This is a genomic window from Rhodococcus sp. MTM3W5.2, assembly GCF_001984015.1.
GTDB classification, from domain to species: domain Bacteria; phylum Actinomycetota; class Actinomycetes; order Mycobacteriales; family Mycobacteriaceae; genus Rhodococcus_G; species Rhodococcus_G oryzae.
In genome coordinates, this window is sequence record NZ_CP019572.1 from 2,972,177 (window position 1) to 2,994,957 (window position 22,781).

21 protein-coding genes and 6 pseudogenes are annotated in these 22,781 nt (G+C 68.4%); 5 read left to right on the top strand and 22 right to left on the bottom strand.

What is annotated here, in order from left to right; all coding sequences use genetic code 11:
• Positions 1 to 17 precede the first annotated feature (17 nt).
• Genes BTZ20_RS13495 through BTZ20_RS26745 form a run of 3 tightly spaced genes read left to right on the top strand, consistent with a single transcriptional unit; the run spans position 18 to position 2,228 of the window.
• Entirely contained in the window at positions 18 to 290 is a 273-nt protein-coding gene (locus tag BTZ20_RS13495) for a HypC/HybG/HupF family hydrogenase formation chaperone (protein WP_077041725.1), read from the top strand.
• A 33-nt stretch (positions 291 to 323) separates the two neighbouring features.
• Complete coding sequence (hypD, locus tag BTZ20_RS13500) at positions 324 to 1,457, top strand: hydrogenase formation protein HypD (RefSeq protein WP_145982294.1); 1,134 nt, start codon at positions 324 to 326, stop codon at positions 1,455 to 1,457.
• The gene (locus tag BTZ20_RS26745; protein ID WP_145982295.1) at positions 1,458 to 2,228 is read left to right on the top strand and encodes a DUF6390 family protein; all 771 of its coding nucleotides are present in this window, start codon (positions 1,458 to 1,460) and stop codon (positions 2,226 to 2,228) included. It begins immediately after the preceding gene.
• A 74-nt stretch (positions 2,229 to 2,302) separates the two neighbouring features.
• Here the strand turns inward: BTZ20_RS26745 and BTZ20_RS13505 are convergent, their stop codons facing one another.
• The 18 genes and pseudogenes from BTZ20_RS13505 to BTZ20_RS13585 form a co-directional block, all read right to left on the bottom strand.
• On the bottom strand, positions 2,303 to 3,046 hold the full coding sequence (locus BTZ20_RS13505; RefSeq protein WP_223263332.1) for a DUF6226 family protein: 744 nt from the start codon (positions 3,044 to 3,046) through the stop codon (positions 2,303 to 2,305).
• A 183-nt stretch (positions 3,047 to 3,229) separates the two neighbouring features.
• The gene (locus BTZ20_RS13510) at positions 3,230 to 3,841 is read right to left on the bottom strand and encodes a LysE family translocator (protein ID WP_077041726.1); all 612 of its coding nucleotides are present in this window, start codon (positions 3,839 to 3,841) and stop codon (positions 3,230 to 3,232) included.
• Between the two features lie 7 nt (positions 3,842 to 3,848).
• Entirely contained in the window at positions 3,849 to 4,469 is a 621-nt protein-coding gene (locus BTZ20_RS13515) for an RES family NAD+ phosphorylase (protein WP_083742668.1), read from the bottom strand.
• 19 nt (positions 4,470 to 4,488) lie between these two features.
• Complete coding sequence (locus BTZ20_RS13520) at positions 4,489 to 5,121, bottom strand: hypothetical protein (RefSeq protein WP_077041728.1); 633 nt, start codon at positions 5,119 to 5,121, stop codon at positions 4,489 to 4,491.
• A 73-nt stretch (positions 5,122 to 5,194) separates the two neighbouring features.
• The gene (locus BTZ20_RS13525) at positions 5,195 to 5,452 is read right to left on the bottom strand and encodes a HypC/HybG/HupF family hydrogenase formation chaperone (RefSeq protein ID WP_077041729.1); all 258 of its coding nucleotides are present in this window, start codon (positions 5,450 to 5,452) and stop codon (positions 5,195 to 5,197) included.
• Between the two features lie 4 nt (positions 5,453 to 5,456).
• Positions 5,457 to 5,990, bottom strand: coding sequence for a hydrogenase maturation protease (locus BTZ20_RS13530; RefSeq protein WP_077041730.1), 534 nt, complete (start codon positions 5,988 to 5,990; stop codon positions 5,457 to 5,459).
• 18 nt (positions 5,991 to 6,008) lie between these two features.
• Positions 6,009 to 6,128 (bottom strand): DUF6893 family small protein, encoded by a 120-nt coding sequence (locus tag BTZ20_RS29840; protein ID WP_097213325.1) that lies wholly within the window; start codon positions 6,126 to 6,128, stop codon positions 6,009 to 6,011.
• 2 nt (positions 6,129 to 6,130) lie between these two features.
• Positions 6,131 to 7,509 (bottom strand): annotated as a pseudogene (locus BTZ20_RS13535) (hypothetical protein).
• The gene (locus BTZ20_RS13540) at positions 7,506 to 8,141 is read right to left on the bottom strand and encodes a DUF6084 family protein (RefSeq protein WP_077043696.1); all 636 of its coding nucleotides are present in this window, start codon (positions 8,139 to 8,141) and stop codon (positions 7,506 to 7,508) included. Before BTZ20_RS13540 ends, BTZ20_RS13535 begins: the two are co-directional and overlap by 4 nt.
• A gap of 40 nt (positions 8,142 to 8,181) precedes the next feature.
• Positions 8,182 to 8,790, bottom strand: a pseudogene (locus BTZ20_RS28100) (DUF5947 family protein); the annotation flags it as partial.
• Positions 8,791 to 8,794: 4 nt separating this feature from the next.
• Positions 8,795 to 9,730 carry a NifU family protein gene (locus BTZ20_RS13550; protein ID WP_083742934.1) on the bottom strand — a complete coding sequence of 312 codons (936 nt, stop codon included), beginning with the start codon at positions 9,728 to 9,730 and terminating at the stop codon, positions 8,795 to 8,797.
• A gap of 2 nt (positions 9,731 to 9,732) precedes the next feature.
• A pseudogene (locus tag BTZ20_RS13555) lies at positions 9,733 to 11,527 on the bottom strand (nickel-dependent hydrogenase large subunit).
• Positions 11,528 to 11,551: 24 nt separating this feature from the next.
• Positions 11,552 to 12,605: pseudogene (locus BTZ20_RS13560) on the bottom strand (hydrogenase expression protein HypE).
• A 133-nt stretch (positions 12,606 to 12,738) separates the two neighbouring features.
• A pseudogene (gene hypB / locus BTZ20_RS13565) lies at positions 12,739 to 13,526 on the bottom strand (hydrogenase nickel incorporation protein HypB).
• Between the two features lie 3 nt (positions 13,527 to 13,529).
• Positions 13,530 to 13,859, bottom strand: a complete 330-nt coding sequence (locus BTZ20_RS13570) for a hydrogenase maturation nickel metallochaperone HypA (protein ID WP_077043697.1) — start codon at positions 13,857 to 13,859, stop codon at positions 13,530 to 13,532.
• The gene (locus BTZ20_RS13575; RefSeq protein ID WP_083742670.1) at positions 13,859 to 15,115 is read right to left on the bottom strand and encodes a HoxN/HupN/NixA family nickel/cobalt transporter; all 1,257 of its coding nucleotides are present in this window, start codon (positions 15,113 to 15,115) and stop codon (positions 13,859 to 13,861) included. Before BTZ20_RS13575 ends, BTZ20_RS13570 begins: the two co-directional genes overlap by 1 nt.
• Positions 15,116 to 15,228: 113 nt before the next feature.
• Positions 15,229 to 16,653: an MFS transporter gene (locus tag BTZ20_RS13580; protein WP_223263333.1), complete on the bottom strand. Its 1,425-nt coding sequence runs from the start codon at positions 16,651 to 16,653 to the stop codon at positions 15,229 to 15,231.
• Positions 16,654 to 16,814: 161 nt separating this feature from the next.
• The gene (locus BTZ20_RS13585) at positions 16,815 to 17,177 is read right to left on the bottom strand and encodes a nuclear transport factor 2 family protein (protein WP_077041733.1); all 363 of its coding nucleotides are present in this window, start codon (positions 17,175 to 17,177) and stop codon (positions 16,815 to 16,817) included.
• A gap of 133 nt (positions 17,178 to 17,310) precedes the next feature.
• Between BTZ20_RS13585 and BTZ20_RS13590 the strand changes: the two genes are divergently transcribed.
• Entirely contained in the window at positions 17,311 to 18,099 is a 789-nt protein-coding gene (locus tag BTZ20_RS13590; protein WP_077041734.1) for a helix-turn-helix domain-containing protein, read from the top strand.
• Here the strand turns inward: BTZ20_RS13590 and gdhA are convergent.
• Positions 18,092 to 19,458 (bottom strand): annotated as a pseudogene (gdhA, locus tag BTZ20_RS13595) (NADP-specific glutamate dehydrogenase). The gene BTZ20_RS13590 and the pseudogene gdhA sit on opposite strands and share 8 nt — an antisense overlap.
• A gap of 205 nt (positions 19,459 to 19,663) precedes the next feature.
• Here gdhA and BTZ20_RS13600 point away from each other — a divergent pair.
• Positions 19,664 to 21,073, top strand: a complete 1,410-nt coding sequence (locus BTZ20_RS13600) for an NAD(P)/FAD-dependent oxidoreductase (RefSeq protein ID WP_077041735.1) — start codon at positions 19,664 to 19,666, stop codon at positions 21,071 to 21,073.
• Here the strand turns inward: BTZ20_RS13600 and BTZ20_RS13605 are convergent, their stop codons facing one another.
• Genes BTZ20_RS13605 through ureG form a run of 3 tightly spaced genes read right to left on the bottom strand, consistent with a single transcriptional unit; the run spans position 21,074 to position 22,774 of the window.
• Positions 21,074 to 21,424: an ArsR/SmtB family transcription factor gene (locus BTZ20_RS13605; protein ID WP_027501474.1), complete on the bottom strand. Its 351-nt coding sequence runs from the start codon at positions 21,422 to 21,424 to the stop codon at positions 21,074 to 21,076.
• Positions 21,421 to 22,092 (bottom strand): urease accessory protein UreD, encoded by a 672-nt coding sequence (locus BTZ20_RS13610; protein ID WP_077041736.1) that lies wholly within the window; start codon positions 22,090 to 22,092, stop codon positions 21,421 to 21,423. The genes BTZ20_RS13605 and BTZ20_RS13610 overlap by 4 nt, the downstream gene beginning before the upstream one ends.
• A 4-nt stretch (positions 22,093 to 22,096) precedes the next feature.
• The gene (gene ureG, locus BTZ20_RS13615; protein WP_077041737.1) at positions 22,097 to 22,774 is read right to left on the bottom strand and encodes an urease accessory protein UreG; all 678 of its coding nucleotides are present in this window, start codon (positions 22,772 to 22,774) and stop codon (positions 22,097 to 22,099) included.
• Positions 22,775 to 22,781: the final 7 nt, after the last annotated feature.

A 22,781-nucleotide genomic window follows, 5' to 3' on the forward strand; every position in this document is an offset into this window, starting at 1 on the left:
CTGAAAGGAGGACGGCTATGTGCTTGGGCATACCGGGGCAGGTGGTCGACATAGTCGACGCCCAGCAGCACCTGGCCAAGGTCGACGTCAACGGGATCCGCCGGGTCATCAGCGTCCGCCTGCTGGCCGATGATGGCCTGGTCGTTGGCGACTGGGTATTGGTGCACGTCGGGTTCGCGATGTCGAAAATCGACGAGGCCGAGGCGCAGGTGACGCTGGATCAGGTCCAGAAGATGGGCGCCGACTACACCAATGAGATCGACGCGTACAACTCGTCCGAAATCGCCTGATCTCGGGCATCTTCCGTCAGCGAGGAACGCACGATGAAATTCGTAGACGAATTCCGTGATCCGGCCGCAGCCCGCGCGCTCGTGAGGTCCATCACCGACCTCGCGGGCACCGACGAGTTCAAGTTCATGGAGGTGTGCGGCGGCCACACCCACACGATCTACCGCCACGGCATCGAACACCTGCTGCCGCCGACCGTGGAACTGGTGCACGGCCCAGGCTGTCCGGTGTGCGTCATCCCGATGGGCCGGGTCGACGACGCGATGTCGCTCGCGGAACAGCCGAGGGTCATCTTCACGACCTTCGGCGACATGATGCGGGTGCCCGGTTCGCGGGGCAACCTGATCGAGGCGAAGGCCAGGGGCGCCGACGTCCGATTCGTGTACTCGCCGCTCGACGCGCTCAAGATCGCCGTGGACAACCCCGATCGGGAGGTGGTGTTCTTCGCGGTGGGCTTCGAGACCACCGCACCGTCCACCGCGGTGACGCTGGTGCGCGCCCGACAGCTGGGTGTCAGGAACTTCACCGTGTTCTGCAACCACGTCACGATCGTCCCGCCGATCAAGGCGATCCTCGAATCCCCGGACCTGCGTCTCGACGGCTTCCTCGGCCCCGGTCACGTGTCGACCGTCGTCGGCACCAGGCCGTACCGCTTCGTGCCGGAGGTGTACGGCAAACCGATGGTGGTGGCCGGGTTCGAACCGCTCGACATCCTCGCCTCCGTGCACATGCTGCTGCAGCAGCACCGGGACGGGCGGTGTGAGGTGGAGAACCAGTACACCCGCGTGGTCAAGACCGAGGGCAACACCCAGGCGCTGAAGCTGATGGCCGAGACCTTCGAGCTGCGGCCGCATTTCGAATGGCGCGGGCTCGGTTTCATCTCGCAGAGCGCGCTGAAGGTGCACCACGACTACGCCGAGTTCGATGCCGAGGAGAAATTCTCGATGCCGGGCGTGCGGGTCGCCGATCCGAAGGCGTGCCAGTGCGGCGAGGTGCTCAAGGGCGTCATCAAGCCATGGGAGTGCAAGGTCTTCGGGACCGCGTGCACGCCGGAGACCCCCATCGGGACCTGCATGGTCTCACCCGAGGGCGCCTGCGCGGCGTACTACAACTTCGGCCGGCTGCACCGCGAGACGGCGATGCTGGTCGGCAAGAACACGGAGGCGTGAGTGCCGAGCCCGCCCGGTCACCGGCTCTTCGCGCAATACGCCTACGCCCCCAACGCGCTCGGCTACTGCGGCCCGGCGGACGCGCGCGCCCTGGAGGCCGCCGCATGCGGCGACGGGATATGTGCCGACGGGACCATCGCGGACGTGCCCGCGCTGGCCGCCAGGTTCAGCGGCGCCTGGCCGTACCAACAGGTCATCGCCGAGATGTCGGGGCGCACCGACCCGTTGGACGCGTCCGTGGTGCGCGCCTACTGGACCGGCAACGAGCTGACCGACGAGATCGACCGCGAGCGCTTCGGCAGGGAGCTGCTGGCCCGGCTGGCGCCCCAGGCAGGGCACTACTGGAAGCACCTGACCGAGGACCTGCTCGCCGAGGCGGCGCCAACGCACGGCTTCCACGTCTTCGGCGTCTATCCGTGGTCCCGGCTGCTCGGCTCCGGTGTGCCGCAACCCCTGCAGGTGCTCGACTCCTGCCGGATCACCTGCGGGACGGTGATCGAGGTTCGGGACGAGGACGTGGTGGTGCGTTCGCGACGGCTCAGCTACGACGGCGCGCTCCGCCTCGGCGACGAACAGGATCGGCCGGTCCGCCATCGGGTTGCGGGTGGCTCGTTCGTCCCCGATCTCCGTAGGGGCGACACGGTTGCCGTGCACTGGGACTTCGTGTGCGACAGGCTGACCCCGGAGGAGGCGGACCGCCTGCAGCACTGGACCGGGTGGCAGCTCACCCGCACCAATCGCCGTCTCGAACCGACCGAGGCCGCCGGCTGAGCGATCAGAACCTACCGACCGATCTCGCCAACGTCAGTTCCCAGATCGGATAGGTCGACAACTCGTGTCGGAGATCAACCTCGGAGACTCGGCAGAGGAGCCACTGGGCGCGCAGTCCAATTTGGGGGCCACGGTGCGGCGGTGAATGCCGTCCGTGCGCGGGGACCTTGGATTCCCCCGCCTCTGACGTGGAACGATGTGCGTACCCAGTAGCGGTCGTCTCCAACGTCAACGTCGAGGGAACCGTCGACGACAGAGAGCACCAACATGTCCATGTACTCGAGCAGGCGGGCGGACCCGCTGTCGCACCCGTCGCATGCACAGTCGGGAAGCGTATCCAACCGCACCGCGGGATCGCCCGCGGCAATCGTGATGTTGAAGGGATGGTCACTGTCCATCGGTGTGTGCGTCGTCAACACCAGCGGAACCGCACCGTCCGCAGAAGGTTTGAGAACGGTGTCGGTACCGCCGGGTTCCATGGGAGGAAGCGCCCAGTCCGCATGCGATGCTTCTCGCGCCCAGCCGCGGTCGAGGAGAACCTGAGTCCACGCCTGTGCTCTGGCCACCACGATCCGGTACTTCTCGGGGTTGCTGGAACGCTCGTACGCCTCTTCGACTGGGCCTGGGCCATCCTTAAAGGGGTTCGGCCACCCAGGAGTGTTCGCGCCGGTGACCGCGAAGGTCTCGTCGACGCCATCGAGCAGTTCGCACATCTCTCGCGAGAGCAACGGCTCGTCCCCGCCCCAACCGGTTTCGCGCATGCGGAGAATATTGTCGTTGGACTCTTCCCACCACGACTGCGCCGCGTCTGTCACCACCACAGGGACGTTACCTATCGCCGGTCGCCCTCCCCGCCGACGCACCCAGCCGTGTGGCCAAGCGCGCCCCGCCAACGGCGAACACCCCCGCTGCTTCGCGGAAGCTCAGCTGCTTCGGCAGCACTCGTGACCCCGCGGACTTTCGTCCGGACTGGACTCTGCGAGCTCGGCGGCCGGGCTGGATCAGGCGTCGCGAGCGAGCGTGGAGCAGAAGCCGAGCATGACGACGCCCGCGACGGTGTCGACCGTCCGTCGAACCGTGGGGCGTTCGAACTGTCGGCGTAGTGAACCCACGAACGCGACGACAAGCAAGCACCAGAGGGTTCCGAGAAGCGGCAGGGTCCAGGCGTGCCACAGCCAGACCCACCAGGGCGCGTCCGGTGGCACGAACTGTGGCAGCAGTGACAGATAGAAGACGAAGATCTTCGGGTTGGTGGCGTTGCAGAGGAATCCCTGCCGGTATCCGGTCCATGGGGCAGGTCCGGTTTCAACCGAGGTGGCGGCGCCGTACCCTCGGGCCGCGCTGAGCAGCATCGAGAACCCGATCCAGGCGAGGTAGGCGATTCCGAGCCATTTGATCGTGAGAAAGATCGGGTGCACACGGATGATCACGCTCGCGATGCCGAACGAGACGAGCAGCCCCTGGAGCGCCGCGGCGGAACTGACCCCGAACGTGGTGGCGATCCCATACCTGCGCCCGCCAGAAATGCTGTTGCGGACGATCAGCGCGAAGTCCGCGCCCGGCGTCAGCACCAGCACGACGGCGACCGCGAGGAACACCCACGAGTACGTCACACCGCGATCAACGCAGTGTGGCGTTGTAGACCGCGAGGTGCGAGCGCACCAACTCCAGGCCCGTGGCGTCGTCGAGCGGAATCGGGTCCCGCACCACGGACATCAGGTCGGCCAGCGCGACGGGTGGGTCCGCGTCCGCGCGGATGGTCATGACCACCGAGAACCGGTCCTCATCATTGCGGGCCCGATACTTGATGCCGCGCACCTCGGTGCCGTTCACCACCGCCGCAGCCCACTGCTGAGTCCGCGGATAGTCGACGGGGTCGCATTTCGTGAGCCACAGGTCCTGGCCGATGGCGGCCAGGTGGCGACCGTGCAGGAGCGCGACCGGGAACTCGGTGGTCACCTGCACCTGCGACAGCACCCGCCCGTCGAGCTTCTTCCTGCGCAGGATCCTGGGCACGTTGTCGTCGAGCGGGAGTGAGCGGCAGTAGGTCTCGGCGATGCACACCGAGATGTCGTCGCCGAAGTAGCTGTAGTGGAACGAGCCGTCCGGGGAGTCGAACCTGCCGCCGTGGACGGGATGGGCCGGGGTCTGGTTCAGGGACAACACGTGTCGATCCGGGGCGCCGGAATGGATGCGCCACAGCTTCGTTCCGGCAGGGATCGACGCCACCTCTGCGGTCACCGCGGGTGGAGGTACCCGGTTAGGCAATGTCGTCCTCGACCTCGGCCCGGACCAGGGCGGCGACCTGCTCGAGGTCGCCCGCTTCGAGCAGGTCCACCGGCGTGGTGCGGCCCGCTGCGGCCGGGTTGGGCGAGAGCCACCAGGACGCCACGCCCCACGGGTCGTCCTCGGCGCCCAGCGCGACGTTGCTCCGGCGGATCAGTTCGATCGCGTCCTCGGGCAGCGAGAACTGGAACTCCGGGTAGCGGTATCGCCTGCCCTGCTTGAGGCCGATGATCTGTCCGGCCCGCTTGCGCAGCGCGTCGCTCGGGTTTGCCCAGGTCTTGCGGTACTTGACGGCGACCTCGCCCGCGGAGAGGTGCGGGAACGACAGGATGTACTCGACGGCGTCGCGCATCACCGTCTTCTCGTCGAGGACGTTGCCCGGATCGATGAGGTCGAGGATCGGATCGTCGCCGTCGACCTGGCCGGCCAGCAGCAGGTGGGAGACCCGACCCGCGACCAGGCTCAGGGTGGGACGGCTGGCCAGTTCGGATCGGATGAGCTCGATGAGGTCGTGGTCGCTGACCGAACCGCCGACGGCTGTCAGGCGGCGTGAATGATCCCGGTGACGCTCCGGGACGCCGCGGGCGCGTGCTGCACTGTTCGACATGTCTGCCTCCCGGGACGCCTGGCTGATCTATCTAGATAGCTAGTATAGATCCTCCTGGGTCCGCCCGCGACCCTCACCTCCCCTGGTCGTCCGGTTCCCGGGGCCGACCCATCAACTCGAGCCCGGCCAGGGCGCCCTGCGCGCCCGCCGCATCGGTCTTCTCGACGGCGAACCCCATGTGGATGATGATCCAGTCCCCCGGCTCGAACACGTCGTCGGGCAGCATCCCCACGTTGATCTTGCGGTGCTCGCCCGCGACGTCGACCAGCGCCAACTGGTCGCCGTAGCCGTCGAGCATGCGCACCACCTGTCCCGGGATCCCCAAGCACATCCGCTCAGCCCTCCTCTCCAGGATCCACGGCTGCCGCGGGCACCCACCTCGGCGGATCCTCGACCAACCCGAGCACTGCCCCGACCGCGTCGTCCACCACCGCGGCCACCTCCGGCGACAACCCGATGCCGTCGGCGACGGAGCGCACCTCGCAGCCCACCACGACCGTTCGGGGTGCGGTGCCGCCGAGCGCGTCCAGGCTCGCGAAGACCGACGCCGGGTCCATGCCGTGGGCATCGAGCCCACCGCCCCCGCCGCCGCGCTCCGGATCGACCTCGAAGACACGGATGGTGCCCGGCGCGCCGCGATCCGGCAGGGCATCCACCAGGACGAGGGCATCCCAGCCGTCCAGCAGGTCGTAGGCCAGATGAACGCCCCGAATCCCGTAGTCCACCAGCCGGACCCCGTCCGGGGTCGGCTGCCGGTCGCTCGCGCGCCCGCGCTCGGCCAGCCGTCTCAGCACCTCGGGACCGAACCCGTCGTCACCGAGAAAGATGTTCCCGATACCGGCGACCAGCACCCGCCGTTGGTCCTTCACCGATCTCTCCGCGCGCCGTCACATGTGACGCATGCGTAGGTAGCGCCTGATGTCGGGAACCGAACGCACGCCGACGATCACGCCTGCGGCGACCAGCGCCACCACGAGCACCGTCGCGATCTGCCCCACTGTTTCCATCGCTAGTTCTCCTCTCTGCCCGGTTCATCGCCGCCGAGCGGTTCCAGCTCGTCCGGGGCGAAGTAGAGGTAACGCCCGTACCAGTCGTGCAGGTCCGCGGCGGGATCGTCATCGATCACCACGCCGACGTGGGTGTTGCCGTCGACATCGGCGTGCACCGACGCGACCCTGGCCGTCCTGCCGTCGAAGAAGAGGTCCTGCGCGTCGGCACGGCGGGAGGGGTGCAGCCGCACCGCGCTGCCCTTGGCCACCCGGACACCGTTCACCGACACCGCGTCCACATCCGGCCGCACGCTCGCGTCGGCCTCGGGATCCCACCAGGGAACCCCCTCGGGCACTTCGGGTATCAACCCCGGATCGAGCCGCGGATCGCGGAAAACGCCGTGCAGCCGCTGCATCGCCTCCGGCGTCATCGCATCGCAGCGGTCGACGATCTCCGCGGCCAGCGGATCGGTGGCGCGCGCCTGCGCCTTCTCCTCGTCGGTCATCGCCATCACCCTCAGGGTGAGGATCTCGTCGATCTCGGTGGAGTCGAAGAGCGCGCCGTCGCTCTGCGCGGCGACCTCCGGGTAGTCGTACAGGATGATCGGCGAGATCAGCACCGTGTCCGTCTCGCCGCGCGTGCCCGCCAGCACCGGGAAACACCGGTGGTGGACGGCCCGGGCCACGGCGCCCGCCGCCGTGTCCGGCGGTTCGAGCAGGGAGACGAAGGACCCGCCGCGGACGGTCACGATCGCGTGCGCGCCGATCAGCGACCCCGCGATGGCGAGATCCTTGTCGATCGTCTCCGGCCCGATGTTGCGCACCTCGACCGACAGCCGGGTGAAGCCGTCGTCCTCCGCGGCGCCGAGAGTCACCGTGGCGGCGATCGGCAACCGGGACCGGACGATCCGTCCCGCGGTGGATCCGTCCGGCGCGAGCAGCTCCTCGGTGTCCGTGCCGCCCGGCACGTCGACCGGGAAGCCCCTGGCCACCGCGAGTTCCGACAACGCCACAACCGGGAGTTCGATCTCCCGCTCGACGGCCTCGTCCCAACTGAGCCACGACCGCGCCCCCACCACCAGTTCGTCCACCGCGCGGTATCCGCCCGCGCCCGACAGCTCCTGCACGCTGCGGGCCTGCAGCTGCAGGAAGCGAAGCGTCACCGTGACCCGTGCCGCGCGTCCCCCCTCCGGCGCGCCGCACGACAGCACGCACTGCGCGGACAGCGACGGCTCCTCGCCGACGCCTGCCGACGCCGCCCTGGCGGACCGAGCACACCGAACTGCCAGCGCGACTGGTTCTTTCGCGAGCTCGCCCGGTACGGATAGAGCAGGTAGCCCTCGTACAGCACCGCGTCGGCGACGGCGCGGACTCGGGTTCCGACATCGGTGGTGGTCACCGGGCCTGCTCCCGGGTCTGCGCGAGCAGTTCCGTGACGGCCTCGTCGAGGCCGACCAGGCCCCGCGCGGACTTGTACTCGGCCAGCGCCTCGAGGGTGTCCCGGCCGAGGCGCACCCAGCCGGTGTTCGGGAAGTGCATCCGGATCAGGTCCCGCCACACCGCGACCGGGAGGTCGTAGCGGTCCTCGCGATCCCACGGGATCTGCTGGACCCCGAATCCCCCGGCGCCCTTGGTGAACACCGTGCCGCTGAACAGGAACACCAGTGGGACGGTCCCCTCCTCGAGAGCGTGCAGGTACTTCGACGCCGCCACCTCGAAGTCGTAGGTGCACGGCATCGGCAGGGTCGCCTCGCAGGTCTCGGCGAAACCCTGCACCAGCGCGGCGCACTGCAGCCACACGAACGAGTGCTGCGTCGAGGACCACCGCTCGCGACCGCCGAACAGGTCCACCAGCCCCGCGGCCTCGGCGTCGGTGTACCGCCGTCGGTGCGGCTCGATGCGCACCTGGCAGCGCAGCGCGATGGCGTGGACCGGCGCGTCGGCGCTCACCCCCACCCGGGCGGAGAGGATCGGCGCCGCCGCATACGGCTCCGGGGCGACATCGAGGACGGCGAACGACACCTCGCTCACGGCCCCTCACCACCGCTGCGCTGCTGGCCGGTACCGCCGGCGCGAGCCGCGACCCCGCGAAGAAGTCGTCGATGTACCCGCGCGCCTCCTGGCCGCCGTCGAAGCCGCGCCACAGCGTGCGCAGTCGACCGACGAACTCGTAACACGCGTCGATCGGGACCAGGAAGCACTCCGCCTCGCCGCGCCCCTCCTCCGGCATCCGTATCAACACCGCCTCGACGTCGTCGGCCGCCGTGTCCAGCTCCGGATTCGCCGTCCGCACGGCGTTCCACGCGTCGAGAGGCAGTTCCGACTCGATGGCGCCCGCCGGACCGGGGTAGAACGCGACCATCCGGCCGAGGACCGAGTTACGGAAGAAGAAGGCCAGTCCCACCGGGATCTCGAGTTCGTCCCAACGGCCGGAGCCGAGCTCGAACCCGGGGAACGACAGATAGCGATCCGGGACCGCGCGGTACCGCAGCTCGGCGCCCTGGTCGGTGAACAGCAGGTAGCAGCCGCGGCAGACACACATCAACGCCCGCCCCTCCACGTTGACCACATGCTGATGGCGATCGCCGATCGCCTCCGCGCACATCTCACAGCGCTCGCCCGGCTGCGGAGCCGGGCGGGTCGCCGTGATGCGTTTGAGCACCGAGAAGGGAGAACTCATCCGCTCACCCCACCGGTACCGCGACCGAGCGCACGCCGTCCCGGACCAGCACCGGCAGCGGCTCGAGGTGCACCTCGCCGTCGTCGAGCCCGGCGCCCGCGTGCACCACGTCGAAATGGGCGCGGCAGGTCGGACACCGCAGAACGGCGTCGCCCGCCGGATGGCCTGCACGTCGCGCCAGGACGGCGCCCGCCAGCGAGTGCGTACACGCCGGGCAGCGGTCCCGGTACGCCAGCAGGTCGTCGCCGATGCGGCAGACCAGGATCGGCAGACCTCCGACCACGAACCCACCCACCTCGCCGGGCGCGAGCTGCTCCAGTTCCGGCGCGGGGCACCACGTTCCGGCGGGGCCCGACGGGGCGTGCACGTGCGAGAACAGCGACTCGGCTGCGATCAGCCCTGGCTCGGAGTCCGGCTGTGCGGCGACCACCTCGATCGAGGCGATCTCCGGCGCCGCGGCGAGCACCGCGCCCTCCACGGCCAGTTCCAGCGTCACCGACGAGGACGGACAACTCCGGCAGCTTCCGGTCAACTGCAGGCGCACCACCCCCGCGCCGTCGGCGGGCCCGCGCTCACCGGGGAACTCGATGCCCATCAGCTCCACGTCGCCGCCGTGCGAGCCGAGATAGGGCCGCACGCTGTCGAGCGCCGCACGCACCCGGGTCTGCACGTCGTGCGGGTGCAGGCCGTGCACCAGCAGCAGGCTCGCCACCAGGTCGTCGGCGGCGAGCCACTCGGCCCCGCCCTCCACGTGCTCGGCGAGGATCCGCACGACCCGCGCCAGTCCCTCGCCGTAGAGGTCGACCACCTCGCGCACCAGCTGTTCGGCACGCTCGCGCGCCGCGGAGCCGCCCGCCGAGCTGGCCTCGAGAAGTGTCTCTATCCGATCACCCGCCGCGCGCCACCGTGCTTCCTCGTCTCCTGCCGCCGGGCCGTTCACCGTCACTCTCCGGTCGAGTACTGCGTCGGCGAGTGCAGCTTCTCCAGGGTCTTGCCCGCGCCGAGGTACATGTGCACGCCGCAGGGCAGGCAGGGGTCGAAGCTGCGGACGGTCCGCATGATGTCGATACCCTTGAAGTGATCGCGATCGTTCTCCTCGAAGATCGGCTGCCCCTGCACCGCGTCCTCGTACGGACCCGGCGTGCCGAGGCTGTCGCGGGGGCTGGCGTTCCACGGGGTCGGCGGATAGGGGTGGTAGTTCGCGATCTTTCCGTCCCTGATCACCATGTGGTGTGAGAGCACGCCGCGAACCGCCTCCGTGAACCCGCAGCCGATGCCCTCGTCGGGGACGTCGAACTTCTCCCATGTCTTGGTGCGCCCGGCCCGGATCTCCACGAGGGCCTTCTCCGCGAAGTGCAGCGCGCAGGCCGCCGCGTACGCCTGGAAGTAGGTCCGGGCGCGGTTGCGTTCGATGGTGTTGCTGCCGTGCTCCGGGATCTTCCACTCCAGCGAAACCGGGCCCTTGAGCGCGGTCTTCGGGAGGTTGATCTGCACGCTGCGGCCGGTCGACTTGACGTACCCGATGTCGACGAGCCCGGCCAGCGCCGTCGACCACAGGCGGGCCAGCGGCCCACCGCCGGTGTCCAGCGCGAGGTGGTCGGTGCCGTCGAACCACCTGGGCGACATCACCCAGCTGTACTTGTCCTCGAGGTCACGTTTCTGCGGCTGCGGGTTGGTGTGCTGGTTCCACGGGTGCCGCCGGTCGACCGGATTGCCAAGCGGGTCCTGCTTGACGAACGTCTCCTGGTCGCTCCAGTCGTCGTAATACGACGAGCCCAGCAGGATCCGGATGCCCAGGTTGATGTCGACGAGATCGGTGGTGACCAGCTTGCCGTCGACGACGACCCCGGGGTGACGAACATCTTCCTGCCCCAGTTGGTCATGTCCTTGTACTCGAAGTTGCAGTGTTCGGGGTCCTGGAACGAGCCCCAGCAACCGAGCAACGTCCTGCGCAGGCCCACCTTCTCGTACCCAGGAATCGCCTCGTAGAAGAAGTCGAACAGGTCGTCGTGCATGGGCACGACCTTCTTCATGAACTCCACGTACCGCATCAGCCGGGTCATGTAGTCCGTCATCAGCTGGATGGTGGCCACCGTCCCGACCCCGCCCGGATACAGCGTGGACGGGTGGACGTGCCGACCCTCCATGAGGCAGAACATCTCTCGGGTCGCCCGGCTGACCTGGAGCGCCTCGCGATAGAACTCGCCGGTGAAGGGATTGAGCGAACGCATGATGTCCGCGATCGTCCGGTACCCGTGTTCGCCCGCCCGCGGCGCCTGGGTGTTCTCGGCCTTGGCGAGCACGCCGGGGTTGGTCTCCGACACCATCTTCTCGCAATAGTCCACGCCGACCAGGTTCTCCTGAAAGATGTTGTGGTCGAACATGTACTCGGCGGCCTCACCGAGATTGACGATCCATTCCCCGAGGTGCGGCGGCTTCACGCCGTATGCCATGTTCTGCGTGTAGCAGGAACACGTCGCGTGGTTGTCGCCGCAGATGCCGCAGATGCGGCTCGTGATGAAGTGCGCGTCGCGGGATCCTTGCCCTTCATGAACAACGAGTAGCCGCGGAAGATGGACGAGGTGCTGTGGCATTCCACCACCTCTCGGTTGTCGAAATCGATCTTGGTGTAGATGCCGAGACTGCCCACGATGCGGGTGATCGGATCCCAGGCCATCTCCACGAGGCCGCCGGGGTCCGTCTGCTTGTGCGACGGCTCGGGGATGATCTCTGTCATCGAATTGCCTCTCGACAGGTCGGGCTACCAGGTACGTACTGCTCCCGTTTCGAGCGTGGAACCCGGATTGCGCCAACGCGGTTCCTTCTCGACCGTTCGTGCGGTCACGTGACGCAGGCGCCGGATGACGGAGCCGTAGAGCCCGGACGCCGTGCTCGAGACCAGGCCGCCGGGCGGCTCGTCCATGAACGGCATGAACTTGTCGGGGAAACCGGGCATGGTGCACCCGATGCAGATGCCGCCGACGTTCGGACATCCGCCGAGGCCGTTCATCCAGCCGCGCTTGGGGACGTTGCACTTGACCACAGGACCCCAGCACCCCAGCTTCACAAGGCATGTCGGCGACCCGTACTCGGTGGCGAACTCACCCTGTTCGTAGTAGCCACCGCGGTCGCAACCCTCGTGCACCGTGGCGCCGAACAGCCACTGCGGGCGCAGCGCCTCGTCGAGCGGGATCATCGGGGCCTGATCGGTCGCCATGTACAGCAGGTACGTCAGCGTCTCGGACAAGTTGTCCGGTTGGATCGGGCAGCCGGGACGCAGACGATCGGGATCCCGGCCTTGGACTTCCATTCCCAACCGAGGTAGTCGGGCACACCCATCGCACCGGTCGGATTTCCCGCCATCGCGTGGATTCCGCCGTACGTCGCGCAGGTTCCGGCCGCGACGATCGCGGTCGCCTTCGGTGCGAGACGATCGAGCCACTCGCTCGTCGTCACGGGTTGTCCGGTGGCCGGGTCACTCCCGAAGCCGCACCAGTAACCCTCGTCGTGCAGCTTCTCGTTCGGGATCGATCCCTCGACCACCAGCACGAACGGTTCGAGTTCGCCGCGATCGGCCTTCCAGAACCACTCGAGGAAGTCGTCGGCACCGCCGGCCGACCCGCACTCGAAATCGATAAGGGCCAGTGGACGGCGATCTTCGGCAGGCCCGGAAGGGCACCGAGGGCTATCTCCTCGATGCTGGGCTGGGTGGCAGCAGTCAGTGCCACCGAATCGCCATCACAACTGAGACCCGCGTTGATCCACAGCACGTGGATCAACGTTTCTTCGGCTTTGACTGCCGCCTCCGTTGGCATCAGTGCCGCTCTCCGGGCAGGGCTGTGCCCCTACGTCATCGGAGTCGACCCTCGGCCCACTTGTATGACGCTCATCACGGTCTACACCCGCCGGAAGAACATTGTCAATGGTCGCAAGATCATCACGGCGCCCCTACTGCGCGTCAATCCATGTGTACCAATCGATTACGCCCTCGCCCGACACCGCCGACACCGGCACGATCTGGACGTCCGGGTTCACCGACCGCGCGTGTCGCGAGCACGCCTCGAGATCGAAGTCGACATACGGCAACAGATCGGTCTTGTTGATGATCACCAGCCCAGCGGCCGCGAACATGTGCGGGTACTTGAGCGGCTTGTCCGACCCTCGGTCACCGAGATCACGACCACCTTGCTGCGCTCGCCGAGATCGAACAGGGCCGGGCAGACGAGGTTGCCGACGTTCTCCACGAACAGCAATGACCCGCTGGGCGGGTCGAGCGTGTCGAGGGCGCGCCGCATCATCTCGGCATCGAGGTGACAGCCGGCACCGGTGTTGACCTGCACCACCGAACATCCGGTGGCCTTGATCCGTTCGGCGTCGAGCAATGTCTCCTGGTCGCCCTCGATGACGGAGATCGGGCGCCCGCCGCCGAGTTCACGAATCGTTCGCTCGAGCAACGTGGTCTTGCCCGCGCCCGGCGAGCTCGTCATGTTGAAGGCCAGGATGTCGCGGGCGGCCAGCCACTCCCGGATCTCCTGCGCGAGCAGGTCGTTCTTCGCGAGCACCTTCTGCTCGAGCGAGATCGTCTCGGTCGGCGGCAGGTGTTCGTGCGGATGATCGTCGTGATGGTCGTGCGGGTAGGCGGGATCGTGTGGATGAGGATGATCGTGACCGGAATGGTCGTGGGGCACCGTGATCAACGCGCCCGCGTGGTCGCCGCATCCGCATGTTGCACACATAGCTCAGCCCACTTCCATCGACATGATCCGCAGTTCGCGGCCCGAGAGGATCTCCACGTCCACGCTCCCGCAACGGCACAGCACCACGAGATCGGTCAGCTCGAAATCCGCCCCGCAGCCCCGACAGTGCGCCCTGCCCGGCGGCTGATCGATTTCCAGGCTGGCGCCCTCCATCACCGTGCCCTCGGTCGCCAGCTCGAAACAGAATTGCATCGAATCGGGGACCACCGCGCAGAGCGTGCCCACCTCGATCGTGACCCGCCGCACCCGCCTGCCCGCCGCACGCTCGCACACCGCGTCGACGACGCTCTGGGTGATCGACATCTCGTGCATCACGGCCTCGTTCCGGCCTCGGTGGAACTCACCCTAGGACGCGGCCACCACGGGCACAACGGTTCGTCACTCGGGTGACGCCGCCTTCTCGGGGACGGCGACGTCGTTCGCTCGGGCGGCACCGCCGCAGTTCGCCCGCGCGGCACCGCCGCCGCGAGCCCCGACTCCCAGCGCGCCTGGACGCCGCCGTACTGCCACACCAGCACTGCGGTCAGCCAGGTGCCGATGAACAGCCCGACGATGATGAACCCCATCGCCCCGAGATCGAGCGCGCCGATCCACCCGAGCAGCCCGTCGGTGACGTCGAACTTCGCGGTGAGGAGCGAGATGATCTCCTGCGCACCAATGAGCATCGCGACCACCACCGACAGCCCCGTGACCACGAGGTTGTAGTAGATCTTGCGCAGCGGCCGGGCAAGTGCCCAGCCGTAGGCGAAGTTCATGAACGAGCCGTCGATCGAATCGAACAGCGACATGCCCGCACAGAACAGGATCGGCAGCACCAGGATCGAATACCAGGGCAGCCCGGTCGCCGCGGCGCCACCCGCGATGACCAGCAGCCCCACCTCGGTGACCGTGTCGAAGCCCATCCCGAAGAGCAGCCCCACCGGATACATGTGCCACGGCGCGCGGACCGCGGCGACCACCGGCTTCAGCAGCCGGTTGAGGGCTCCCCGATTGTCGAGCTCCCGCTCCAGCCGCGCCTCGTCGTAGGCGCCTCTCTTCATCTCGCGGAACACCCGGTGGATCGCGATGAACGACATCAGGTTGAGCAGGCCGATGAGCAGCAGGAAGGTCCCAGAGACCAGGGTGCCGAACACTCCCGTCCATCGCGTGAGATCGGAGTTGTCGTCGGACAGGCTCGCGGCGAGTTCCCGCACCCCGAACGCCAGCAGGGCCACGAGCACGAAGACGATCGTGGAATGCCCGAGGGAGAACCAGAACCCGACCGACATCGGCTTCTTGTTCTCCGCGACGAGCTTCCTCGTGGTGTTGTCGATGGCAGCGATGTGATCGGCGTCGAAGGCGTGCCGCATGCCGAGCGTGTACGCGGTGACGCCGAGCCCGACGCCGAATGCGGAGCCGTGGATCGTGTAGTGCCCGGGAACGACCACGGCGAACAGCACACCCCAGCCGATGACGTTGAGGGCGAGCACCGTGACCGTCATGCCGACGAGGCTGCGTCGCTCACCGCGGTCGAGCTCTCGCCATGCGCGGACCAGTCCGGTGCGGGAGAAGCGGGATGTCACGGTCATGACGTTCCTCGATGGGCGCGAGAACCGAGCCGATGCCGTCACTCAGCCTATACCTGCACAGTTGTTCACTTGAAGCCCTGGACCGCCGGTATTTGGCCGTGGCCACCACCAGGTCAGCGAAACGCAGTTGGCTGATTTGTGCCGGGTTCTCGGGCCGCGGGCCGGCGGGCGAACGTGACGCACGTGATCGCCGTGACTGCCATTGCTGCGATCCCGATCCATGCCGCGGTCGTGTAGGCGTCGTCGGTCGGGAAGAGATGCCCGCTCGGAGTGCCGGCGGCCAACACCAGGCCACCGATTGCACTCCCGAGCGAGAAGCCGACGCTGCGCACGACCTGGTTGAAGCTCATGGCGCTCGTTGTCTCATCCGTCGGGGTGACGGCCAGGATGACGGAGGGCATCGCCGCCGAGAATCCGCCGACACCGAAGCCGAGTACCGCCATCGATACCAGCAACTCGGCTAGGTTCGAGCGGGCGGCAACAAACAGGGCAAAAGCAAACAGCACGATGATGGCGCTACCGGCCAGAAGTGGCGGCGCGCCGATTCGCTCGCGCAGGCGAGGCGTGAGCTTACCTGCGACGAATCCCAGCAGCGAGAACGGAACCAGCACGAGCCCGGCAACGAAGGTGGTGAGCCCGAAGCCGTAACCGGCGCTCTCGGGTGTCTGGGCGTAGCGCGTGATGAGGGTCAGCAACAGGTACATGCCCACGCCGCCGACGAGCATCGCGGCGTTGGCTCCGGCGACGGCCGGGTGTCGCATCAGCCGGATATCGACAAGCGGCGCCGAGCTACGGCGTTCGTAGGCCGCCCAGATGCCGAGCAGGAGTGCGGCAATCGCCGCCAGAGCCACCGCGAGGCGGAGGTGTCGGATCCACAGGCCCGTCTCGCTCGCCAGGAGAAGGACGAGGAACAGCCCGCCTGCCAGGAGTAGCGCGCCAGGTAGGTCGACCCGAGCCGAGCGCCCCTCGGGTGGTACGGGCATGCTGCGCAGGGCCGCCAGGAACGCGACGGCGGTGACGAACACCCCGAGTCCGTATGCGACGCGTACACCGCCGAGCTCGGTGAGCAACCCTGCCAGCGGGTAGCCGATGCCGACACCGACGGTGGAGGCCACCGACACCAGGGCGATCGTGGCGGCCGCGCGACCTTCGGGAAGATGATCACGGGCGACGCCCATCATCAGCGCGGTCAACCCCAAGCCGACGCCCTGAGCCGCCCGGCCGACGAGCAGCCAGGCAAAGGGCAGTGGAAGCACCGTGAGCACGCTTCCCACCACCACGACCCCGAGGGTGGTGAGGATGGTGCCGCGGCGATGAGGACCGGCCCCCAAGCGGCCGAGAACAGGCGTGGCGATGGCGCCGGTCAGCAGGGTGATGGTGAGAGTCCACTGCGCGCTGGCCAGGGACACATCGAATGTGGTCGCCACGCTAGTGATCAGCGGCGCCCCGAGGCTGCCGACCGCCGCGACGACCAGGGCGATGAACACCAGCGACGGGACCAGCATCCGCGGTTCGGGCCGCCTCGACGATGGCTTCACACGCCGCAGACTACTGATCATCGACTTGACACATCCAGCGGAAGACCTGCGTGTGGCGAGCTCCACAGGCCCTCGAAGCGGTCCTCCCTGGACCGGACGACCCGGCACATATCCGCCTCCTACGAGGCAGTCGCGGTGGCCGTCCGGCCAGGAGGCACGCCTCAGGCGGAGGGCACCTTGTCGAGGAAGCCGAGCACGTGGATCAGCCGGCCGTCGGCGTCGCGCTCGATCACGTCGAACCCCTCGATCAGGTCCTCCGCACCCGCGGGCCCGAGCTGCCAGCCGAACCTCGCCTGGTCGTGGTGACCGTCGACCGGGCCATTCAGCCGGAAGCTCATCCCGGCGAACTGCTGCTGCACGGCGCCGATGGTGGCGTCGATCTCGGCCCGGCCCGTGGCCGCGGCCATCGGGTCCACGTACCGGCCGTCGGCCGCCCACAGCGCGTCGATCGCGGCGCGGCGCCGGTCCGCATCGGTCTCGTTCCACACCGCGATGTACTGGGCCGCAAGGTTTTCGAAGGTCATGTCGTCACTCCTGTCGGATGTCGCGGTGGCCGCCTCGGCCCCCGTCGGAACACAACTCTGACCGTCGCGGTGCGCCGCGTCGATTACCTCCGAGGTAATGGCGGCGCTTCCCGGGCCGCCCTAGGGTTGCCTCATGACCACCCTCATCGAGGCCAAGCCGCCGGTCGGCACGTTGCTCCGGCGGTGGCGGGAGCGACGCAGGCTCAGTCAACTGGACCTCGCGTCCCGGGCCGAGGTCTCGGCCCGGCACGTGAGCTTCCTCGAGACCGGCAGGTCCCGGCCAACCAAGGCGATGCTGCTCAAGCTCAGCGAACAGCTCGATATCCCGCTGCGGGAGCGGAACTCGCTGCTGCTGGCAGGCGGCTATGCCCCGGCGTACCCCGAGCACCAGCTCTCCGACGTGCCGATGGCCGCGGTGGCCGACGCGATCGCGGCGATCCTCGGTGCGCACCTGCCCGCCCCGGCCGTCGTCGTCGACCGGCACTGGAACATGATCGACGGCAACGCCGCGGTCGCGATGTTCACCGAGGGATGCGCGCTCCACCTGCTCGAACCGCCCGTGAACGTGCTGCGATTGAGCCTGCACCCGGAGGGCATGGCACCGCGGATCGTCAATCTCGGCCAGTGGCGCGGTCACCTGCGCAGCCGGCTCGACCACCAGATCGCCACCACCGGGGACCCGTTCCTCGCCGCGTTGGCCGACGAACTGTCGGCCTATCCCGGCGAGGCGCCGACGGACCACGACCCGGGCGCCCTGGTGGTGCCGCTCCGATTCGCCACGCCGGGAGGCGAACTGGCGTTGCTCAGCACGACGACGGTGTTCGGCACGCCGATGGACGTCACGGTCGCCGAGCTGGCGATCGAGACCTTCTACCCCGCCGACGCGCCGACAGCCGCGGCGCTCGCCGAGGGCGTCAGATGACGCCCATCGCGAGCATCGCGTCGGCCACCTTGACGAAGCCGCCGATGTTCGCACCGAGGACGTAGTCGCCCGGCTTGCCGTACTCCTCCGCGGTCGCGACACAGCGGCCGTGGATGTCCGACATGATCTTCGAGAGCCGCTCGTCGGTGTAGTCGAAATGCCAGGAGTCGCGCGAGGCGTTCTGCTGCATCTCCAGCGCCGAGGTCGCCACACCGCCCGCGTTCGCGGCCTTGCCGGGGGCGAACGCGACGCCCGCGGAACGCAGCACGCGCAACGCCTCGGGGTGGTCGGCATGTTCGCGCCCTCCGCGACCACGCGGACCCCGTTCTCGACCAGGGTCAGTGCGCCCTTCTCGTCGAGCTCGTTCTGGGTGGCGGACGGGATCGCGACCTCACAGGGAACGTCCCAGATCGAGCCGCCCGCAACATACTTGGCGGACGGAACGGTGTCGACGTAATCGCAGATCCGGCCGCGCCGGACCTCCTTGATCTCCTTGAGCAGCTCCAGGTCGATGCCGCGCTCGTCCACGATGTAGCCGGCCGAATCCGAGCAGGCCACCACGGTGCCACCGAGCTGGTGCACCTTCTCGATCGCGTAGATCGCCACGTTGCCGGAGCCGGAGACCACGACCCGCTTGCCGTCCATGCTCGTACCGGCCGTCTTGAGCATCTCGGCGACGAAGTAGGCCGCGCCGTAGCCGGTCGCCTCCTTACGCACCTGCGAGCCGCCCCAGGTCAGGCCCTTGCCGGTGAGCACGCCGGACTCGTAGGAGTTCGTCAGCCGCTTGTACTGGCCGAACAGGTAGCCGATCTCGCGGCCACCGACGCCGATGTCGCCCGCGGGCACGTCGGTGTACTCACCGATATGCCGGTGCAGCTCGGTCATGAACGACTGACAGAACCGCATGATCTCCGCGTCGGAGCGACCCTTGGGGTCGAAGTCCGAGCCGCCCTTGCCGCCGCCGATCGGCAGCCCGGTCAGCGCGTTCTTGAAGATCTGCTCGAAGCCGAGGAACTTCACGATGCCGAGGTTGACGCTCGGGTGGAAGCGCAGGCCGCCCTTGTAGGGACCGAGCACGCTGTTGTACTGCACCCGGAATCCGCGGTTGACGTGCACGTTGCCGTTGTCGTCGGTCCACGGCACCCGGAAGATGATCTGGCGCTCCGGCTCGCAGAGCCGCTCGATCAGCGCGCCGTCGGCGTAGTTCGGGTGCCGCTCCAGCACCACCGTGAGCGACTCGAAAACCTCGGCGACGGCCTGGTGGAACTCCGGCTCACCGGCGTTGCGACGGACAACTTCCTCGAAGTACTTGTCGACGCGCTCACGGACATGCCCACTCACAGCGGCCGCCCTCCTCATTGATCTGCAGGGATGGAAAGTAAAGACAATCACAAGACTTCCTCACGGCAACATGCGGGTCTCCGTGATCGCCGTCGTCGCAGTGACCGATCCCACACCCGGCCGCGGGCGCGACACGGGCAGGCGCGGACCTGACTTGCCGGGACGGGAGGTGGGCCTGGGACTACCGTGAGATCCGTCATCGAAGATCTGCGGAGGAGCGTCAATGAGCATCCAGACGGTGGAATCGCGCCGCCATCGCGTCGTGGTCATCGGTTCCGGTTTCGGCGGCCTTTTCAGTGCGCAGGCACTCAAACGCGCCGACGTCGACGTCACCCTCATCGCTCGCACCACCCACCACCTCTTCCAGCCGCTGCTCTATCAGGTGGCGACCGGCATCCTCTCGGTCGGCGACATCGCCCCCGCGACCCGCCTGGTCCTGCGCAAGCAGAAGAACACCCAGGTGCTGCTCGGCGACGTACTCGAGGTCGATCTCGAGGCCAAGACCGTCACCTCACGGCTGCTCGAACGGGAGACGGTCACCGAGTTCGACAGCCTGATCGTCGCCGCGGGCGCCGGTCAGTCCTACTTCGGCAACGACCAGTTCGCCGAGTTCGCGCCCGGCATGAAGACCATCGACGACGCACTCGAACTGCGCGGCCGCATCCTCGGCGCCTTCGAGCAGGCCGAGTTGTCCCAGGATCCTGAGGAGCGCGCCCGGCTGCTCACCTTCGTCGTGGTCGGCGCGGGCCCCACCGGCGTCGAACTGGCCGGCCAGATCGCGGAGCTGGCCCATCGCACCCTCACCGGCGCCTTCAGGAACATCGACTCCCGCGAGTCCCGGGTGATCCTGCTCGACGGCGCCCCTGCGGTGCTCCCTGTCTACGGCGGCAAGCTCAGCGAGAAGGCGGCCGGCCGGCTCGAGAAGCTGGGCGTCGAGATCCAGCTCAACGCGATGGTCACCGACGTCGACGTCGACGGCCTGGTCGTCAAGGAAAAGGACGGCACCGAGCGCCGCATCGACTCGCAGTGCAAGGTGTGGTCCGCGGGCGTGCAGGCCAGCCCGCTCGGCAAGCAGCTCGCTGCGCAGTCCGGCGCCGAGATCGACCGGGCCGGCCGCGTCCACGTCAACCCCGACCTGTCGCTGCCCGGGTACCCCAACGTCTACGTCATCGGCGACATGATGTCGCTCGACAACCTGCCAGGTCTGGCGCAGGTCGCGATGCAGGGCGGCAAGTACGCCGCCAAGCAGATCAAGGCCACCGTCGCCGGTGAGTCCCCCGAGACCCGACACCCGTTCAAGTACTTCGACAAGGGCTCGATGGCGACCATCTCCCGTTTCAGCGCGGTCGCGAAGGTCGGGAAGCTGGAGATCAGCGGTTTCATCGGCTGGGTGGCCTGGCTGGTGATCCACCTGATGTACCTGGTCGGCTTCCGCAGCAAGTTCTCCACGATCCTGTCCTGGACCGTCAGCTTCCTCGGCCGCGGCCGCGCGCAGATGGCGTCGACGGAACAGCAGGTGTTCGCGCGCAACGCCATCGACCTGTTGCAGGACTACGAGCGAGCCAAAGACGCCGGGCTGATCGGCGATCCGCTGGCGGTCTCGACCGGCGAGGAGCGGGAGAAGGCGGTCTAGCTAGCCGTTGTGTGCGTGGGTGGCGCCGAGGTCGTGCAGCATCCGGTGCACGACCTCGTCGTCCAGCGAGTAGCTCATCTTCTTGCCGTCCCTGCGCACCGCGACCCAGCCCTGGTTGCGCAGCAGCCGAAGCGCGTGCGAGACGGCCGTGGTGCTCATGTCCAGCGCCGCCGCGAGATCCGACACGTAGATGCCGGGGGCACGGTGCAGACCGAGCAGGATCCTGAGCCGGGTGGGGTCGCCGAGCAGCTCGAACCGGCGCACCCACTCCGGTAGGTCCGGCACCGCCTCGACGGCGGCGCGGGCCTGCGCGACCTGTTCCGGGTCGAACGCGGGCGGGGTACCGGTCATGAGTTCACCGTAGCCAACGCGCGGCCCAGCCGGGTCCCGAGGCTGCCGCCCGCCGCAAGGGGCATCCGCACCCACGACCCACCCGCGGGGTACCTCTCGACCACCGCGGCGCGCTCGTCGGGGAACACCAGCTCGCTCTGGACCGCCATCGGCGAGTCCAGCAGGTCGTGCCCCACCGTCCCCGCCCCCAGCTCCAGCCGGTGCCGCAACAGCGGCATCCCGTCCAGGTCCGCGTGCAGCGCCCCCGACCATCGCCCGCCGTGCTCCCCGGTGCGCCCGATCTGTGCGCGCTCGCGCACCGTCACCCGCGACGAGGACGTCAGCTCGAGCCGGGTGTGGGTCCGGTGGTCCGCGTCCGCCGCGACCACCATGGGCTCGGGGTCGAGCAGCAGCTCCGCGTCCCTGTCCACCCGAATGTCCCAGCGCGCCGTCGAGACCAACTCTTCGGCCCCTGGCAACGCGAGCGCCGCGGCGACGGTGCGCACCGTCAGGCTCGCGCCCGGCCCGACGCGCAGCACGATCTCGAGGTGGTCGCCGCCGAGCGGTGTCGCCGCCGCGGAGATCAGGTGCACGGTGTCGCGCCCGGTGATCCGGGCGGCCAGTCCCCCGCTCGCCCGGATCCGCGGGGTGCGGCCCCGCTCGGCGACGATGGTCAGTGCGGTGTGCACCCGATCAGACCGCCGCGGCCAGCTGCTCGCGCACCCAGGCCAGCACGGGGGTCGCCGCCGGGTCCGCGGTCAGCGAGATCAACGCCGTCGGCCTGCCCTCGCGGACCCGGGCCGCGTCGGTCTCCATCACGGTCAGGTCCGCGCCGACCAGCGGGGCGAGATCGGTCTTGTTGACCACCAGCAGGTCCGAGAACGTCACGCCCGGGCCGCCCTTGCGCGGCACCTTGTCGCCGCCCGCCACGTCGACCACGAAGATCTGCACGTCGATCAGCCCCGAGGAGAAGGTGGCGGTGAGGTTGTCGCCGCCGGACTCGACCAGGATCAGGTCAAGGGGCGGGTTCGCCTCGATCAGGTCGTCGATCGCGTCGAGATTCGCGGTGATGTCGTCGCGGATCGCGGTGTGCGGGCAGCCACCCGTCTGCACCGCGGTGATCCGCTCGTCGGGCAGCACCGCGTGCCTGCGCAGGAAGTCAGCGTCCTCGGTGGTGTAGATGTCGTTGGTGAGCACCGCGAGCGAGAGTTCGTCGCGCAGCTCACGACAGAGCGCGGCCACCAGCGCGGTCTTGCCGGATCCGACCGGGCCGCCGATACCCACTCGCAGCGGCTCTCCCGGCACCCGTACCCGCTTGGGTCGGTCGTGCGTGTGCTGATGTGGTTCGCCGTCGATCAGGTGCGGGGGCATGTCGATC

What these genes read in the sequence shown, in the direction of transcription:
- BTZ20_RS13495 (WP_077041725.1), top strand. Translation starts at nt 18, where the DNA reads ATGTGCTTGGGCATACCGGGGCAGGTGGTCGACATAGTCGACGCCCAG.
- hypD (WP_145982294.1), top strand. Translation starts at nt 324, where the DNA reads ATGAAATTCGTAGACGAATTCCGTGATCCGGCCGCAGCCCGCGCGCTC.
- BTZ20_RS13520 (WP_077041728.1), bottom strand. Translation starts at nt 5,121, where the DNA reads ATGTCGAACAGTGCAGCACGCGCCCGCGGCGTCCCGGAGCGTCACCGG.
- BTZ20_RS13525 (WP_077041729.1), bottom strand. Translation starts at nt 5,452, where the DNA reads ATGTGCTTGGGGATCCCGGGACAGGTGGTGCGCATGCTCGACGGCTAC.
- BTZ20_RS29840 (WP_097213325.1), bottom strand. Translation starts at nt 6,128, where the DNA reads ATGGAAACAGTGGGGCAGATCGCGACGGTGCTCGTGGTGGCGCTGGTC.
- BTZ20_RS13570 (WP_077043697.1), bottom strand. Translation starts at nt 13,859, where the DNA reads ATGCACGAGATGTCGATCACCCAGAGCGTCGTCGACGCGGTGTGCGAG.
- BTZ20_RS13575 (WP_083742670.1), bottom strand. Translation starts at nt 15,115, where the DNA reads ATGACCGTGACATCCCGCTTCTCCCGCACCGGACTGGTCCGCGCATGG.
- BTZ20_RS13585 (WP_077041733.1), bottom strand. Translation starts at nt 17,177, where the DNA reads ATGACCTTCGAAAACCTTGCGGCCCAGTACATCGCGGTGTGGAACGAG.
- BTZ20_RS13590 (WP_077041734.1), top strand. Translation starts at nt 17,311, where the DNA reads ATGACCACCCTCATCGAGGCCAAGCCGCCGGTCGGCACGTTGCTCCGG.
- BTZ20_RS13600 (WP_077041735.1), top strand. Translation starts at nt 19,664, where the DNA reads ATGAGCATCCAGACGGTGGAATCGCGCCGCCATCGCGTCGTGGTCATC.
- BTZ20_RS13605 (WP_027501474.1), bottom strand. Translation starts at nt 21,424, where the DNA reads ATGACCGGTACCCCGCCCGCGTTCGACCCGGAACAGGTCGCGCAGGCC.
- ureG (WP_077041737.1), bottom strand. Translation starts at nt 22,774, where the DNA reads ATGCCCCCGCACCTGATCGACGGCGAACCACATCAGCACACGCACGAC.